Here is a 15,883-nt window from a genome sequence, read left to right as displayed (position 1 = left end):
TTCCCTTCTTCGTGCTAGTATTATGTTTGACAATTATATATCCTGCCTTCGCAAGCGATATGAAACTATATCGTAATGATAATGACCATTATAGTATTTTGGTTCCGAATGATTTTGAGTATCAAGATATAAGTAAAATTAGTGAACCACAATTACAGGGAATATCGTTACTTGCTGTGGCAGAATCAAGCGGAATAATTTATATTCAACAATTTCAACAATTAATATATAGGCCTATTGAAAATTGGTCAAGCAATGAAATTGAAAATTTTTTTCTAGGAATCAAGCAAAGTCAAATATCGAAATTTGCGTCTTTTGAAGACTCTGGTGAAATAGATATTCATAACAATAAATTTCTTTGGATTAAATTCAAAGATTCTACCAAAAGTACGTTACTCTACTCCACCGTTCACAACAATGTTCTTTATAGTATTGGATATATATACCCGTCTGAAAACCGGGAGAAAATTATTTCTAAAATTAATGAATCAATAAATAGTTTAAAATTCGATGATATACACCCAAACTGGTATTGGATTGATTCTAATAATGTTGCTAGCACTTATATAGACACCAATAGCATTACGTCCTATAAAGACATATCGACAAATTCTTACATCAAAAACGTAACAGTAAAGATTACTTCTCAAATGTTTAATAGTGATGGATATTCCCATGTAAAGGGCATCCTCGAGTTTAAGGAAGAAAATGGGCACCGACATTATCGTATTCTTTCTTTGGCTACATATGATGAAAATGATAATTTCATAAAATATATATTCAATTTAATGAATTTAAAAAACGATCCTTCTTTTGATCGCTGGTGGATTGATACTTCAAAAGATATTCAGTATAAAAAAATATCAGATTTGCTATTTGAAAAAAATCAATAAAGGACTGGATATTTGTTCTGGAGTTTCTAGAGCGGATATTGCAGTTATAAATTACGCAGTTTATGAAGATGAAATATTAGGGAAAAATGTTGCATTAAAAATGAAACTACCAAAAGTTAAAGAGCAAAATGATCAACCTAAGAAAGTAAAAAAGTCAAAGTTTTTACTTCTAATGAAGTTATAAAATTAGAAAATAAAATTAAAGATGATGAATACGAAAATTTAGTAACGGTAGCTCTTAGAACCGATATGCGCAGAGAAGAATTGTTAGCACTTAGAGATGATGACATTGATATTGAAAACCATTCTGCTGAAATAAACGAAGCTCTCATCTATACTCAAGAACACGGATTGGAATTTAAAGAAACAAAAAATAAAAAAATCGAGTAATCGAAATAACAGATATTGTTATTTCTGCTATAAAAAATGAACAATTAAAAAATAAGGAAAATAAACTTCGTCTTAGAGAAAATTATGTTGATACAGGATTAATATTTTGTAATACTGATGGTACAAACCTCCACCCCGATCATGTTAGCTCATGGTTTCCAAAGTTCTGCGAAAAATCAAATATAAGCAGACTTACCTTTCATTGCCTGAGACATACTCATGCAAGCCACCTTCTAGCAGCAGGAGAAGATATTAGTTATGTGTCGAAACGTTTAGGGCATAGTAGTATCGAAGTAACATATAATACATATTTTCATTTCATTCCGAAAGAAAAACGTGAGGCTTTACAGAAGCTCGAAAAGAGATTTGCTAAACCAAATAATAGCTAAAATTGCATGCATGCTTTAAAAACATAGACAATAATACATATACTTTAAAAGAAAAGATACCAATGAAAACAAGCGTTAATCAATACGAAAAACATAAACAAATCACTCTTAATCAGTAGGTTTCGGGTTCGATTCCCCGGTGTGTCACCAGTAAATTCAAGTCTCTACGGTACGTAGAGGCTTTTTGGTATCTATTTATAAAATATAATGGCAAAAATATAAAACTGGCGTAGATAAATTTTCTATCTAGGCCAGTTTTATATTTACTATCATTTTATCGTTTAATATTTTATACTACTTGTTAATCGCCTTAAAAGATGCCGTCTGAGATTTAATACCTCTTTCTGCTGCAAACCGTTCAATGCTGGATGCACCAAAAAAGCCATCAATTCCTTTTGCATTTTTTATGATATATGCTGCATCCTCTGGTTCTGCAATCGGTCCACCATGACAAATGACCATAATGTCTGGATTTACTGATTTACCCGCTTTTATAATTTCTTCTATTTTTCTTACGCAATCCTCTAAGGTTAAAGCTGTCTTTGCGCCAATGGATCCTTTCGTAGTTAAGCCCATATGTGCTACTAAAATATCTGCACCTGCTTTTGCCATTGCTCTTGCTTGATCCGCGTCAAATACATATGGAGTTGTCAACAGATCAAGCTCATGCGCTTTTCGAATCATTTCTACCTCTAAATTATATCCCATTCCCGTTTCTTCAAGATTTTGCCTAAACACACCATCAATCAAACCCACAGTGGGAAAATTTTGCACTCCTGAAAAGCCTTGTTCTTTTAATTGCTTTAAAAATATTTCCATGACACGAAACGGATCTGTACCGCATACACCAGCTAATACAGGTGTATCCTGTACGACCGGTAAAACTTCAGCTCCCATTTCAACTACAATTTTGTTTGCATCACCATAGGATAATAATCCTGCAAGCGAACCACGACCAGCCATTCTATAGCGTCCCGAATTGTAGATAATAAGCATGTCGGCACCACCTTGCTCACTGCTTTTCGCTGTAATTCCTGTTCCGGCACCAACACCAACTAAAATTTTTCCATTAGAAACCTCTTTTTTGAATTTTTCCATAATTTCTTGTCTTGTCAATTTATTCATTATTATAACCTCCTAAATTATCATCATTTCATTAATTCAATCAACTTCTGCGCCGCTGCTTCAGCAAATTTCTGATCATTAATATGCAAATCAAATTCTTGAAGCTCCACTATATTTTTATCAATATGTTGATTTAATGTTTTAAAAAGCATGTTATCTTCTTCTACACCGTAGAATGGTTGATTTATAGCATCAATACCTGAAACCCCCTTCATCGGTAGCATAAGCACTGTTTTTCCACTTGCTTTATTTAATTTTTCAGCAATTTTTTTACCAATCATTTTATTTTCTTCTATACTTGTTCTCATTAAAGTTACAGTTGGATTGTGTTTATATAAATTACGATCCTTAAATTTTAACGGCACAGATTCAAATCTGCCAAAGTTCACCATATCCAAAGCACCGACTGATACAACCTGAGGAATGCCGCATCGTCCCGCAGCTTCCAATCGATCAGGACCTGCACTCAAAACACCACCGACGATTTCATCACACCACTCGGTAGTAGTTAAATCCAAAACGCCTTCAATAAAACCAGCACGAATTAAATTCTCCATGGATCGCCCACCAACACCAGTTGCATGAAAAATTAAAACCTCATAACCACGCTTTTCTAAATATTCGCGTGCAAAATTTATACAAGGCGTTGTTACACCAAACATAGTCGCAGCAACCAATGGTTTCTTTTCTATATTTTTTGAATTTTCAAACTTTAACATGCCAGCGATTGCAAAAACTGCATTACTAAAGATCTTAGTTGAAATAGAATTGAGTCCAGCAACATCAACTACCGAAGGTACCATAATAATATCACTTGTATCAACATACTGTTCTGTATTGCCAGATGCTACAGTAGAAACCATAATTTTTGGGACACCAATCGGTAATTTTCGCATCGCTGGAGTCACTAACGAAGTTCCACCTGTACCTCCAAACGAAATAATACCATCAAACTTGTCTGCTTCAAATAATTGCGGAACAAGCTTCTCCATTCCTTTTGATAGAACCTCTGTTGCCCAAGCACGATCATTTTTCCTTGCAATAATTTCAATATCTGCTCCCGCAGCTGCTGCAACTTCAGTATTTGATATGTCCGGATCAAAAGCAGGTGCATATACACCTGTATGAATTGTAAAAGTATGCAACCCCAAACTTTCAATCAGCTCTTTAACATATAAATATTCTGCACCTTTAGAATCAAAAGTTCCTGCTATTGCTACTGTCTTCAATTTAGGTTTCCTCCTCTTCATCTATCATTTAAAATGATGCGGGATCCCTTCTCTGTACATGTTTATCATACTATTCTTCATATCAAAAATAAATGTGTTTATGTCGCTATTTTATGTGTTTATGTCTTTTAAAACTCCTTGTCTGTAAAGGTCTTTGGTGATACCCCAATATACTTTTTAAACATCTTACTGAAATGCGCATAGTCACTGTATCCAACCATATTCGCAACTTCCGCACACTTTACCTTGTTTTGCCGCAAAATATTTTCAGCTTTTCTCATTCGGAAATTCACCAGGTATTCTGGAAATCCACACCCAACTTCTTGCTTAAAAAGTGCACTAAGCCGACTACGAGATATATGTGCCACCATTGCCAAATCAAGAAAAGAAATTTCATTCATATAATTTTCAGCTACATATTCTTTAACGAAATCCACGTAGTTATTATGTTTCACAATACCATCTAACATACGTGACATCAAATCATTATCATTTGAATTGTTCGCAATTTTAAATGCTTCAGTAATTTTTATTATGGAATTTTCTGAAGGAATTCTTTCAAAAGCGGAACCCCCAATATAGCCATCAATAGTTGTATTTTTATACATATATTGCACATCAATGGGCGTTTTTATCGGTCCTCCATAAATCATCTTAATCACATTTGGATTAAATTTATCGCTAACAGAAAAAATTCTATTCACTTCCTGACTTGCATTTTTTAACGACAAAACTTTCTTCGCCCCACGAATTCCCCCTCTTGTCAAACCTAAATGAACACAAAGAATATCAGTTCCAGCTGCAAGCATATCAATTGCCTGAAACTCATCAAATACAAAAGCAACTGTGAGCAAATTCTTTGCATGTGCAATCTCAACAGCCTCTACTTCTTTTTGGTACAATTTAATATCATCCAATGCTTCACGGAACTTCCCATCGAATAATCCTATCGTTGGAAAGTTATTAATTCCAGCAAAACCACAAGCTTTAATTTTGTCAATATAATTTGGCAAATAAATTGTAGGATCAGACGCATTTAGACCAAACAAAACAGGAATTTTAAACCTTGATGATAAAATTTCTTTCTGACCAAATTCCATCACCATAGCATTACTATTCGAATATGGTAAAAATCCGCCTAGAGAACTTCGTCCCATCTGACGATATTTGCCTGAACTTAAAGCAAGTAAAAAATTTGCACCACCTTTTACTACGCATTCAGCAGAAAGCCCCGATCCTACCGCAACACCAATAAGGTATTTATTTATTTTCAATTGTAATTTCATTTTTCTTAAAAATTGTTTTCGCATAATTAAAATCCTCGTTCATTCATGCTGTCCTGCTTCCATTATAGTCTATTGATTCTATTATTTCATACACTTTGTTCTCGATAAAAACATAAATAAACGAGAGCTATTTATTAACAGCTCTCGCTTATAAATTATTTTTGACTCATTTGTAAAGCTTGTTCTAAATCATCTATAATGTCTTGGACATCTTCAATGCCAATTGACAATCGTATCAAATCCGGCTGAACTCCAGCGCTTTCCAATTGCTGTGGTGTAAGCTGTGAATGTGTTGTACTTGCCGGATGTATGACCAATGATTTTGCATCGCCTACATTCGCCAATAAAGAAAATAACTGTAATGCATTGATAAATTTTTTCCCGGCTTCCAGCCCGCCTTTTATGCCAAAAGTAAAAATCGATCCTGCTCCTTTAGGAAAATACTTTCTTGCCTTTTCGTATTCCACATCTGATTCAAGGCTAGGATAGCTAACCCAGTTGACCAATGCATGTCCTTCTAAAAATTTTGCGACTTTTAACGCATTATCTACATGTCTCTGCATACGAAGCGGCAAAGTTTCTAATCCCAGCAAAAATAAAAAGCTATTAAACGGACTTAAGCAAGCACCGAAATCCCGTAAAATTTGCACTCTTAGTCTAGTAATAAATGCAGCAGCACCAACATCCTGAGCATAATTTAATCCATGATAACTGGGATCTGCTTCACTAAGTAACGGGAATTTTTCACTATTCCAATCAAACTTACCAGCATCAACTACAATACCACCCATGGAAGTACCATGTCCACCAATAAATTTCGTCGCAGAATGTACAACAATATCTGCCCCAAAATCAATTGGCCGGCATAAATACGGACTTGCAAAAGTACTATCCACGATGAGTGGAATTCCATGTGTATGCGCAATATTTGCAATAGCCTCAATATCCAAAATATCAGCTTTCGGATTACCAATCGTTTCTGCATAAAGTGCTTTCGTTTTCGGAGTAATCGCTTTTGCAAAGTTTTCTGGATCGGCTGCATCAACAAAATTCACATTTATACCATACTTAGGCAGATTATACGCAAACATATTATATGTGCCACCATATAAAGTAGTAGAACTTACAATTTCATCACCAGCTTGCGCTAGATTTAAAATAGAAGAAATTATTGCAGCATGACCAGAACTAAACGCCAAGGCTGCTACGCCGTTTTCAAGCATTGCCATTCTTTTTTCAAACACATCCGTAGTAGGATTCATAATCCTGCTATAAATATTTCCCGCCTCTTTAAGCCCAAATAAATTTGCAGCATGATCTGCATCTTTAAAATTATACGCCGTTGTTTGATAAATAGGAACGGCTCTTGAACCTGTTGCACTATCAGGTTCTTGCCCCCCATGTACTGCTAATGTTTCAAAGCCCAAATTTTCCGGTAATGCCATTAAACTCTCTCCATTCAATAAAAATTTTCAACTTTACAAATAAAAACTTTACTTAGATTACTTTTATCATATACGATGCCCGAATGGTCGTCAATGAACTGATCTGTGCTTATCGATTATTTCTTTTTAAAATAACCGATTGTCAAAACAATAATCGTAATCAGCAAAGGAATGATAACTACCATCATACTTGATATATCGTTTAAATACGCACCAACAATCTCATCATGAACAATCATTGTACCTGCAGTCCACGTTAAAATCCCTGAGCCAACATAAATCAAAACAGGATATTTTACCATTAAAGACCCAATCCATTTACTTCCCCACACAACAATAGGAACACTAATGAAGAGCCCAATAATAACGAGTAAAAATTCACCACGCGCTGCACCAGCTATAGCTAACACGTTGTCTATCCCCATAACCGCATCAGCAACGATGATTGTTTTTATTGCTCCCCAAAAATCCTGAGAAGCTTTTATATTTTCTTCTTCCTCTTCTTTTTCTAATAATTTATATGCAACCGGAATTAGTACTAAACCACCGAGTGCTTGAAGATAAGGAATAGTTAATAACCAGACAGCGAATAATGTCATTATTGTCCTAATTATAATGGCTCCAAAAGTGCCAATGTAAATTGCTTTATTCCGCATTTCCACTGATAAATTACGTGATGCAAGTGCAATCACAACTGCGTTATCTCCTGCTAATACCAAATCTAAAATAATAATCGAAAATAATGCTGATAAAAATTCCATTGATAATATATCCATTATTTCTATTCCTCCTACAAATATCATTTATCGTAATTCATATATTATTTGTTTACAATTTACTTTTTATGAAAAATTACTCTCCTCCCTTACAAACAAAAAAGACTTTTAGCAAACATTAAAAATAATGTTATGCTAAAAGTCTCACTAATTGAACAAGTTCAACGACACAGCCAGATATAAAACATATCATGCTTGTTGACAGTGTCTATCTAGTTACTCCCTTTTTTCTAATATACTATACAAATAATCTTAAGTCAATACTAAATTTGTCATAAATTTTGCAGCAATAATTTTGCCCCAATCGCCAAAAAAAGAACACCTATAATTTGTTGCCAATTAAAATGCAATTTTTCTAGTCCAAATAAACCTAAATAATCAATAAGCAAAGCAGTCAATACTTGTCCAACTATAATTGCTGTTGTTGCATTCGCAACGCCTACTTTCGGTATACTCGCCGCAACTAAATAAATAATAAAGATACTTACAATGCCCCCTAAATAACTATACCAAGGAGCCTCCAAGACTTGCCCCAAATCACCTTTTCCAAAACGAAAGCCAAATAGTAAGATGACAACAAAAACGGTCCCAATTATATGTACAATAAAGGTAGTTTCTAATAAACCTACCACCTTACTTAGCACTGCATTAAGCGATCCTTGCACAGCCATCAGCACACCAGATAACGCTGCCATAAGTAATGAAATTATGTTTGTCGAAAAATTAAAGTGCAAGCGATCAACCCCTACTGCTATTTTTATCTATATTATTTTTTACAAAAAACAAATTTTTATACAAAAAGACCTCGATAAATTATATGTTTTATCAAGGTCTTTTAATTTTATTCTATTATATATACTACAATTTCTCGTCTGCCAAATTGTATTGCTTCCTGATGTGAATCAAAAGCTAAATCAATGCGATTTCCTCTGATGGCCCCGCCTGTATCATCAGCAATAGCATTCCCATAACCTGGTATATACAAACGTGTTCCAAGTGGAATAACATTTGGATCAACCGCAACCAAACCTTTTCGTACCAAACTTCCCGTAGAAGTAGTATTTGAGTTTCCTGGATCATATGCACTATAAGCAGAAGCTACCATTGATATTGATCGCATATTTCTATCTGTGATTGGCTCTGCTCTATGTAAATATGACCAAGTTACTTCACCTACAATACCATCTGGCATCAAATTATGTGCCATCTGAAACTGCCTAACCGCTTCAAAAGTTTTTTGTCCGAATACGCCATCCGCGGTACCTATACCATAACCTAACCCAATCAATAAATTCTGCACAGTCTTTACAATTTCACCTGACATTCCTTGCTTAACCAAAAGTTTTTTTACATTTGATTGATGATTTGTAACTGTAGTCTCCTTGTAAACGTTCTCGTTGGACTCTCTCGCAATTGCAAAAGAACTAACATTTATCAAAAATGTCATCATCATAAATAGTGCTACAAGCACTCGACAAAATCCCTGCAAATATACCACCTCGCTACATAATTTCTACATAAACATTTCAATTATACCATATATAGTATTTTCAGTCAAAATATTTCCATTATATAGATAGATGGCAAATATAAAGCCCTCTTCTTCAGAAGAGGGCTTTACTATCAAATTATGTTCTTTTTGTATGCAGCATATAAAGATTTTAACTCTTGGATTCTGTCATACATTTCAACTTGTAAACCAGAAGCAGTTGCATAATCTTCTTCAGTTAAAGCTTCCGAAAGAAGTGTAAATAAGCATTTTTCTTCTAGGCTATCTTTTGCTAAATAACAACGTAACTCATTGACTTTATTCCACATATAACAATCTTGATCTGTAGTATAATCAGCTTCAATTTCTTTACATGCTCTAACGATCCCCAAATTTTCAGGTATAATGCGGCTAATAAGTTCTGTCTTCCAACGAAGTAATGCGCCTGCAACAAAAGCATCAATAATTTCCGGACGCAATGCTCCACCAGCCGTGAGAACAGATTTCTTCTCTGGATGCTTCTCAATCGCAGTCATATTCTCCCAAACAGTTGCTGGATGCAATCCAAATAAATGATTACGTTCTTCTTCTGTATAATCTTCAAACACATCTTCTTCACTACGATATGCTCTATCCTTTTCAAGATAAAAACCGTCTTCCCCAGCCTCTTTAGATAATTCAGCCAATAATTCATCTGTCGTCTTACCTACAGCGACTTTAACACCATCAAGCACAGCAGAATAAATTGCCGCTAAAGTAACATAAGTGTTTGTATACGGATTACATGCACGTAATTCAAATCTAGTCGCATATGGATTATTTACATCACGAACAAGACCAGCTAAAATCGTCCGATTACGAGATGGAATCGCAGGTGTATGCCCAAGAGAAGTTACAATACAAACAGGTGCTTCAAAACCTGGTTTTAAACGATTTAATGAATCATTGGTAGCAGATACAAATGGATTAATAACTTCATAGTTTTTAAGAAGTCCCATAATCGCCCCATAACCAATAGCACTCATAAAATCTTTTTTCATTTCAGTTGGAGAAAATAAATTAACAATTTTACCTGACTTCATTTTTGCAGCCATGCCGATATGCGTATGTTCACCATTACCCGCAAGACCAATCATAGGTTTCGCCTTGAAGTTAACTTCAAGACCATTTTCTCTGAAAATTTCTTTTACAAGAATGCGAACCAATAATTCATTATCAGCAGCTTGCAAAGCATCAGCGAATCTCCAATCAATTTCTATTTGTTCACATACATGCGTTAAATTTCCAGATTCATCGATATGTGCTTTTAATCCGCCAACTTCTTTATGTCCCATTTCAGCACCTAAACCATATTGGTCAAGAACGATAATAGCCTGTTCTAATGCTGTGCGTACAGCACCACGAGTACGCTGCCAATATTGCTCTTGCATAACCTGAGAAGCCGACATTTCTGCAATTTCTGCTTCACTTAATGGTGTTTTAACCCAAAATTCTAATTCAGTTGCGGAAGTAAATAGAATATCTTCAACTTCGCTTCCATCTATATGTTCTAAACCTGAAACTTTCTTATTTTTCGCAAGCAGTCCAAGCAATTCTGCTCTTACATATTCTAAAGTATCTGCTAAAACAGCACGAGAATCCACTCTTTTGCTTTCATGTATTAAAAATGCAGGGATGCGCAATGTACCAACTGGTTTACCTAATTCTTCATCATAATGCTCACAATTATAATCAACAAACCAATTCACATTTGGATCAATCGGCATATCTACTTTTGCATTATTGAGAGTAGCAATTCCTGTTAAAACAACAGAAGATCCGTCAGTTTGAACTGCACTACCTTCATAGAAACCGTCAAGATCCTTTAAAAATACACTCATAGGGATTTTTTCATCTGTGTCATTACCGGCTAAATCAATTCCTACAAGAGAAACAAATTTAATTTCAGGATGCTGTTGCAACATGCTAATAACGTTTTCTTTTGCTGTACCAGCAGGAATTACATACAATAAATCATTCATCATTAGTACCACCTCTACAATTTTTATTAAATACACATAAAAAAAGCCACATGACAAACAATGTTACAAAAAGACAACTAGACAAAGTTATCTTTAAATTATAACAATATACGTATCATCTGGCGCCATTGCCTATAACTATTTAGTTACTATAGCGATATAATACCATATACACATAACTTTTGTCTAGTTCATTTTTACCAGAAAGCAAAATTTTATCCTCTATATCTCCTTGCTCTTTACAATAGCTTCATCACAAAAATCTGATACTTCCAAAAGGCGCATAGCCTCACTTTGTGGTAATTGCTCTACATCTTTCAACTTACGCTCAATTGTACGTGATTTTCTGGCAGCGGTATGAATAGAATTGCTTGCCTCTTGTAATTTTTTATGAGTTTTGTCTAATAAGTCACCAAACTTACTAAATTCCGATTTAACGGCCCCCAAAATTGTCCATACTTCTGAACTGCGTTTTTCAATTGCAATTGTACGAAATCCCATTTGCAAACTATTCAATAAAGCAGCCAATGTAGTTGGGCCTGTTATTACAACTTTATATTTAGTTATCAAAAATTCGCAGAGGCCAGGTCTTCTCAATACCTCAGCATATAAACCTTCAATCGGCAAAAACATAATTGCAAATTCTGTTGTATTCGGCACGCTAATATATTTACTGGCAATATCTTTTGCTTCTCCTTTAATTCTATTTTCCAAAGACTTTAGATATTCTTCTATTACAACCGGATCTACCGAGTCCTGTGAATTCACAAACTTTTGATAGTCTTCTAACGGAAACTTTGCATCAATTGGCAACCATACAATATCCGTAAGCTCATTTTTCCCTGGCAATTTGATTGCGAACTCCACTCGTTCGTTGCTAGATGGTACAGTTGCAACATTCATCTCATACTGTTCAGGCGTTAAAATCTGCTCTAACAAATTGCCAAGCTGGATTTCGCCCCAAATTCCACGTGTCTTTACATTGGTTAAAACACGCTTTAGGTCACCAACGCCTGTTGCAAGCGTTTGCATTTCCCCTAACCCTTTATGTACTAATTCTAGTCTTTCACTTACTAATCGAAAGCTTTCACCTAATCGCTTTTCCAAAGTACTATTTAACTTTTCATCGACAGTTTTCCGCATTTCCTCTAACTTAGCATTATTGTCAACTTGCAGTGATTTCAGCTTAATTTCTATACTTTCGCGCAATTTATCAAATTTATTCTCATTCATCTGCGTAAGGCTATTTAACTGTTTTCTAAAGCTTTCTAATTGCGCCAGCTGATTTGTACTACTTTCGTATACACGTGATACTACAGATTCATTAAATCGATTTAAATGATTCACTACTTCTTCCCGCAAATCTTTGATCTCACTTTTACTTTCTAATCGATTCTTTCTCATTTCATCTTGTAGCAATTGTTCTACACGCATAAGATGAAACTCTACGCTGGACAATGATCTCAATACATCTTTATTCTCCTTACTTTTATTCAAAAGCAAAAATAACATAAAACTTATTGCCAAATTGATTAAACAAAGAATAATAATTGCAATATCCACTGATATTTCACGCCTCTCATACTAAACACTTGTTCTATCATATCTTATAAAAAATACTCTCGAAAAGAGCTCGAGAGTATATTTTTTATTTTTTTAAAGCCGTTACATGATCAATTAACCAATCTACCCATATATCTAAGAAGCCAGCTTCGCATATTAATTCTTCTACAGTTTGGATACGTCTTTGATCCAAAAACATTTTAACCCGTTTCTTTTCAATACTTTTATTTACATAAAAATATTGATTGGCAGTTTCTTTCACTGGAAACACTACTGTATATTCGTGATAAAGCTCATCTGACATAGATTCATAAATACTCGTAGGTCTAATTACATAAGCTTCCCAGTTCTCGCCTACTGAATCTAACAAGTTTTGGACTTTAGTAATTTGATCAGTCATATCAGTTATATATACGTCTGCACAATTCTTCAATTCACTCTGATTTTCTAAAATAACTGCACACAGTAAATTTTGCAACGAAGTATAGCTCGATAAATCATACTGCGATAATTGGCTAGATTCTTGGATTGTAGTAAGCCAGTCTTTTACGCAATTCCCCATAACTTTTCTTGCATCTTCTAAAATTTTCTCATCGCGTCTATGTATTTCCAAACAAAGATTGCTGATCATTTGTTTTGTATCATCAACTGAAAGTATTTGCTGCCCACAACATTCACAATAACCTTCAGCTTGATAAACAAATGGTTCTTCTGCTTTTATCGCTTTTTTATCAGGAAACTCCAGTCCTCGTTTTTCATACATACGTCGCTGTTCTTCAAATCGTTCTTTTGAAAAATACACAACACCATTTTGATTATACTGCACTTCCAATGTATTGCCGCACGCTAAGCAATTATATACTTTTTTAGGAAGATTGACAGCAACATATTTTTCCCTTGTAGGAATAAAAAAACTGTATGGTGCTGTTTCAACAAAAGCATAGTTAAAAACGTTGAATAGATCATCTGTTATTGATACACGATTATCCATAAATCGTCCCCCTAAATTTTCATAAGTAATTAATTTTACGCATAAAAAAACTCCTGATTCCTCAGGAGTTGCATAATTATACTCCAATATTTATTTCATTATATCGTATAAATACAATAAAAGCAATATAAGTCCATATCATCGTATAAATTCAATCACACAAAATTGACTTTACCGCTTTCTAGCCGTATTATGTCATATATAGCCTTAGCTAAATTCAAAATATAAAGCAGGTGTTTATAATGGCAAACATACTCTCGCGCGATCAGGCCTGGATTTTATTAAATGAATATAATAAAGATCCATTTCATCTTAGACATGCACAAATTGTTGAAGGAACCATGCGCTATTTTGCAAAAGAATTGGGATTTGGCAACGAAGAAGATTTCTGGGGAATTGTTGGACTTTTACATGATCTAGACTTTGAATTATACCCAGAAAATCACTGTATAAAATGTCAGGAAATTTTACGCCAACATGAGGTTGATGAAAAAATCATTCACGCAATTGCAAGCCATGGCTATAAAATTCGTGTTGATATTGAACCAAAACACATCATGGAAAAAATTTTATATGCAACAGATGAACTTACGGGTTTAATTGGTGCTGTTGCGATTATGAGACCTTCAAAAAGCGTCCATGATCTAGAATTAAAATCTGTAAAGAAAAAATATAAAAGTACGAATTTCGCTGCCGGTTGCTCGCGCGAAGTAATTGAACGTGGTGCAAATATGTTAGCATGGTCTCTTGATGACCTTATTTCTAAAACAATTTTAGCAATGCGTAGCTGCTCCATTGTAAAATAATTTCACTTCCAATTTATCTTCTTAAATATAAAAGTTGTAACTTTTATATTTAAGAAGATAAAAGCATCACAAAATAAAAAAACTTCTGATACTTACTCTATCAGAAGTCCTATCTCAATTGGTGCCGAGGACCGGAATCGAACCGGTACGGATATTTCTATCCGCGGGATTTTAAGTCCCGTGCGTCTGCCAGTTCCGCCACCCCGGCATATTATAAATTTGGAGGCGACACCCAGATTTGAACTGGGGAATAAAGGTTTTGCAGACCTCTGCCTTACCACTTGGCTATGTCGCCATTTATAATGATTGGAGCGGAAAACGAGATTCGAACTCGCGACCCCCGCCTTGGCAAGGCGATGCTCTACCACTGAGCTATTTCCGCATATTAAAAAGTATGGTGCCTTAGGACAGAATCGAACTGCCGACACGAGGATTTTCAGTCCTCTGCTCTACCGACTGAGCTACCAAGGCATAATGGCGACCTGGATGGGACTCGAACCCACGACCTCCGCCGTGACAGGGCGGCATTCTAACCAACTAAACTACCAGGCCTCAAGACTTGTTCAGTATAACATCTTCATTACTTGATGTCAATACATCTTCGTCACCATATACATCAGCAACGTATATCATTATACAGAGTTCAAATTATATTGTCAATATTTTTTTCTTTATTCATGCCGCTTTTTTCATATAACTCATAGAAATGATGCGTTGGTCCAACACCCTTCCCCAGCTTAAAGCCATGCGTAATCGCCATTGTAATATATGCCTTCGCCATATGAACCGACCTTCTGATATCAAAACCTTTTGCTAGGCCACTTGCAATCGCTGAAGAAAAAGTACAGCCTGTTCCATGCGTGTGAATTGTTTCAATCCGCTTATTGGTCAAAATTTCAAATGCATTGCCATCATAGAGCAAATCACATGCATCGCCTTTTAAATGCCCTCCTTTTACAACGACATATTGTGCACCCATTTCTTTTATTGCCATTGCAGCCTTTTTCATTGATTCTTGATCTTTCACTTCAAACCCGACAAGTTCTGTTGCTTCGTGTAAATTGGGGGTTACAATGAATGCTTTGGGAATCATTTTTTTTCTTAACGATTCAATTGCTTCTGTTTTTAACAATCGACTACCACTTTTGGAAATCATCACCGTATCCAACACAATATTTTTTACAGCATATCTTTCCAAGCCGTCTGCAACCTCATTGACGATATCTGCACTAGATAACATGCCGATTTTTACTGCATCTACCGTAATATCTTTGAAAATTGCATCGATCTGCGATGCAATGATTTCATTATCCATTTCACGAATTGCTGTAACACCACAGGTATTCTGCGCTGTTATAGCCGTAATCACACTCATCCCATATACCCCAAGAGCCGAAAAAGTTTTTAAATCTGCTTGTATGCCTGCTCCGCCACTTGAATCAGATCCTGCTATAGTCAATGCTGTTTTTAGCATAACATT

16 protein-coding genes and 5 tRNA genes are annotated in these 15,883 nt (G+C 35.1%); 5 read left to right on the top strand and 16 right to left on the bottom strand.

The annotated features are described in order from the left end of the window. The first annotated feature begins 59 nt into the window (after positions 1-59). The 4 genes from BN6559_RS18950 to BN6559_RS19850 all read left to right on the top strand — a co-directional run bounded on the left by BN6559_RS18950 (position 60) and on the right by BN6559_RS19850 (position 1,672). A complete protein-coding gene (locus BN6559_RS18950) occupies positions 60-893 on the top strand; it encodes a hypothetical protein (protein WP_199884154.1) in 834 nt (277 codons plus the stop codon). After that, complete coding sequence (locus tag BN6559_RS18945) at positions 877-1,077, top strand: hypothetical protein (protein WP_110956173.1); 201 nt, start codon at positions 877-879, stop codon at positions 1,075-1,077. The genes BN6559_RS18950 and BN6559_RS18945 overlap by 17 nt, the downstream gene beginning before the upstream one ends. Positions 1,078-1,142: 65 nt before the next feature. Further along, on the top strand, positions 1,143-1,283 hold the full coding sequence (locus tag BN6559_RS19450; protein ID WP_199884153.1) for a site-specific integrase: 141 nt from the start codon (positions 1,143-1,145) through the stop codon (positions 1,281-1,283). Further along, a complete protein-coding gene (locus tag BN6559_RS19850; protein WP_110956172.1) occupies positions 1,283-1,672 on the top strand; it encodes a tyrosine-type recombinase/integrase in 390 nt (129 codons plus the stop codon). The genes BN6559_RS19450 and BN6559_RS19850 overlap by 1 nt, the downstream gene beginning before the upstream one ends. A gap of 294 nt (positions 1,673-1,966) precedes the next feature. Here BN6559_RS19850 and BN6559_RS18935 read toward each other — a convergent pair whose 3' ends face one another. The 10 genes from BN6559_RS18935 to BN6559_RS18890 form a co-directional block, all read right to left on the bottom strand. Next, positions 1,967-2,797, bottom strand: a complete 831-nt coding sequence (locus BN6559_RS18935) for a phosphoenolpyruvate hydrolase family protein (protein WP_110956171.1) — start codon at positions 2,795-2,797, stop codon at positions 1,967-1,969. A 23-nt stretch (positions 2,798-2,820) separates the two neighbouring features. Then, the gene (locus BN6559_RS18930) at positions 2,821-4,026 is read right to left on the bottom strand and encodes a Tm-1-like ATP-binding domain-containing protein (protein WP_110956170.1); all 1,206 of its coding nucleotides are present in this window, start codon (positions 4,024-4,026) and stop codon (positions 2,821-2,823) included. A gap of 128 nt (positions 4,027-4,154) precedes the next feature. After that, a complete protein-coding gene (locus BN6559_RS18925; protein ID WP_110956169.1) occupies positions 4,155-5,336 on the bottom strand; it encodes a phosphoenolpyruvate hydrolase family protein in 1,182 nt (393 codons plus the stop codon). Positions 5,337-5,467: 131 nt separating this feature from the next. Beyond that, positions 5,468-6,757, bottom strand: a complete 1,290-nt coding sequence (locus tag BN6559_RS18920) for a homocysteine synthase (protein WP_110956168.1) — start codon at positions 6,755-6,757, stop codon at positions 5,468-5,470. Between the two features lie 116 nt (positions 6,758-6,873). After that, on the bottom strand, positions 6,874-7,533 hold the full coding sequence (locus BN6559_RS18915) for a TerC family protein (RefSeq protein ID WP_199884152.1): 660 nt from the start codon (positions 7,531-7,533) through the stop codon (positions 6,874-6,876). A gap of 272 nt (positions 7,534-7,805) precedes the next feature. After that, on the bottom strand, positions 7,806-8,267 hold the full coding sequence (locus BN6559_RS18910; protein ID WP_199884151.1) for a DMT family transporter: 462 nt from the start codon (positions 8,265-8,267) through the stop codon (positions 7,806-7,808). Positions 8,268-8,374: 107 nt separating this feature from the next. Further along, entirely contained in the window at positions 8,375-9,022 is a 648-nt protein-coding gene (locus BN6559_RS18905) for a 3D domain-containing protein (RefSeq protein WP_234407868.1), read from the bottom strand. Between the two features lie 134 nt (positions 9,023-9,156). Then, positions 9,157-11,046: a type I glutamate--ammonia ligase gene (locus BN6559_RS18900; protein WP_110956167.1), complete on the bottom strand. Its 1,890-nt coding sequence runs from the start codon at positions 11,044-11,046 to the stop codon at positions 9,157-9,159. A gap of 219 nt (positions 11,047-11,265) precedes the next feature. Continuing rightward, complete coding sequence (locus tag BN6559_RS18895; RefSeq protein ID WP_199884150.1) at positions 11,266-12,606, bottom strand: DNA recombination protein RmuC; 1,341 nt, start codon at positions 12,604-12,606, stop codon at positions 11,266-11,268. An 85-nt stretch (positions 12,607-12,691) separates the two neighbouring features. Next, positions 12,692-13,597 (bottom strand): hypothetical protein, encoded by a 906-nt coding sequence (locus tag BN6559_RS18890; RefSeq protein WP_110956166.1) that lies wholly within the window; start codon positions 13,595-13,597, stop codon positions 12,692-12,694. Positions 13,598-13,839: 242 nt separating this feature from the next. Between BN6559_RS18890 and BN6559_RS18885 the strand changes: the two genes are divergently transcribed. Beyond that, a complete protein-coding gene (locus tag BN6559_RS18885; protein ID WP_110956165.1) occupies positions 13,840-14,403 on the top strand; it encodes a hydrolase in 564 nt (187 codons plus the stop codon). Between the two features lie 119 nt (positions 14,404-14,522). On the opposite strand, the gene BN6559_RS18880 is transcribed toward BN6559_RS18885, so the two are convergent. The 6 genes from BN6559_RS18880 to thiD all read right to left on the bottom strand — a co-directional run bounded on the left by BN6559_RS18880 (position 14,523) and on the right by thiD (position 15,877). Beyond that, positions 14,523-14,611, bottom strand: a tRNA-Leu gene (locus BN6559_RS18880). 12 nt (positions 14,612-14,623) lie between these two features. Continuing rightward, positions 14,624-14,698 (bottom strand) — tRNA-Cys (locus tag BN6559_RS18875). Between the two features lie 12 nt (positions 14,699-14,710). After that, a tRNA-Gly gene (locus BN6559_RS18870) sits at positions 14,711-14,785 on the bottom strand. Positions 14,786-14,798: 13 nt separating this feature from the next. Beyond that, positions 14,799-14,874: transfer RNA gene (locus BN6559_RS18865), tRNA-Phe, on the bottom strand. A gap of 4 nt (positions 14,875-14,878) precedes the next feature. Continuing rightward, positions 14,879-14,955, bottom strand: a tRNA-Asp gene (locus BN6559_RS18860). 91 nt (positions 14,956-15,046) lie between these two features. Further along, positions 15,047-15,877, bottom strand: coding sequence for a bifunctional hydroxymethylpyrimidine kinase/phosphomethylpyrimidine kinase (gene thiD, locus BN6559_RS18855; protein ID WP_110956164.1), 831 nt, complete (start codon positions 15,875-15,877; stop codon positions 15,047-15,049). Positions 15,878-15,883 lie beyond the last annotated feature (6 nt).

Origin of the sequence: Massilibacillus massiliensis, from assembly GCF_900086705.1 — a bacterium.
In the GTDB taxonomy this organism is placed as follows: Bacteria; Bacillota; Negativicutes; order FLKF01; family FLKF01; genus Massilibacillus; species Massilibacillus massiliensis.
Note: the sequence above shows the minus strand (reverse complement) of the source record. Positions and strands in the feature narration are given on the sequence as shown.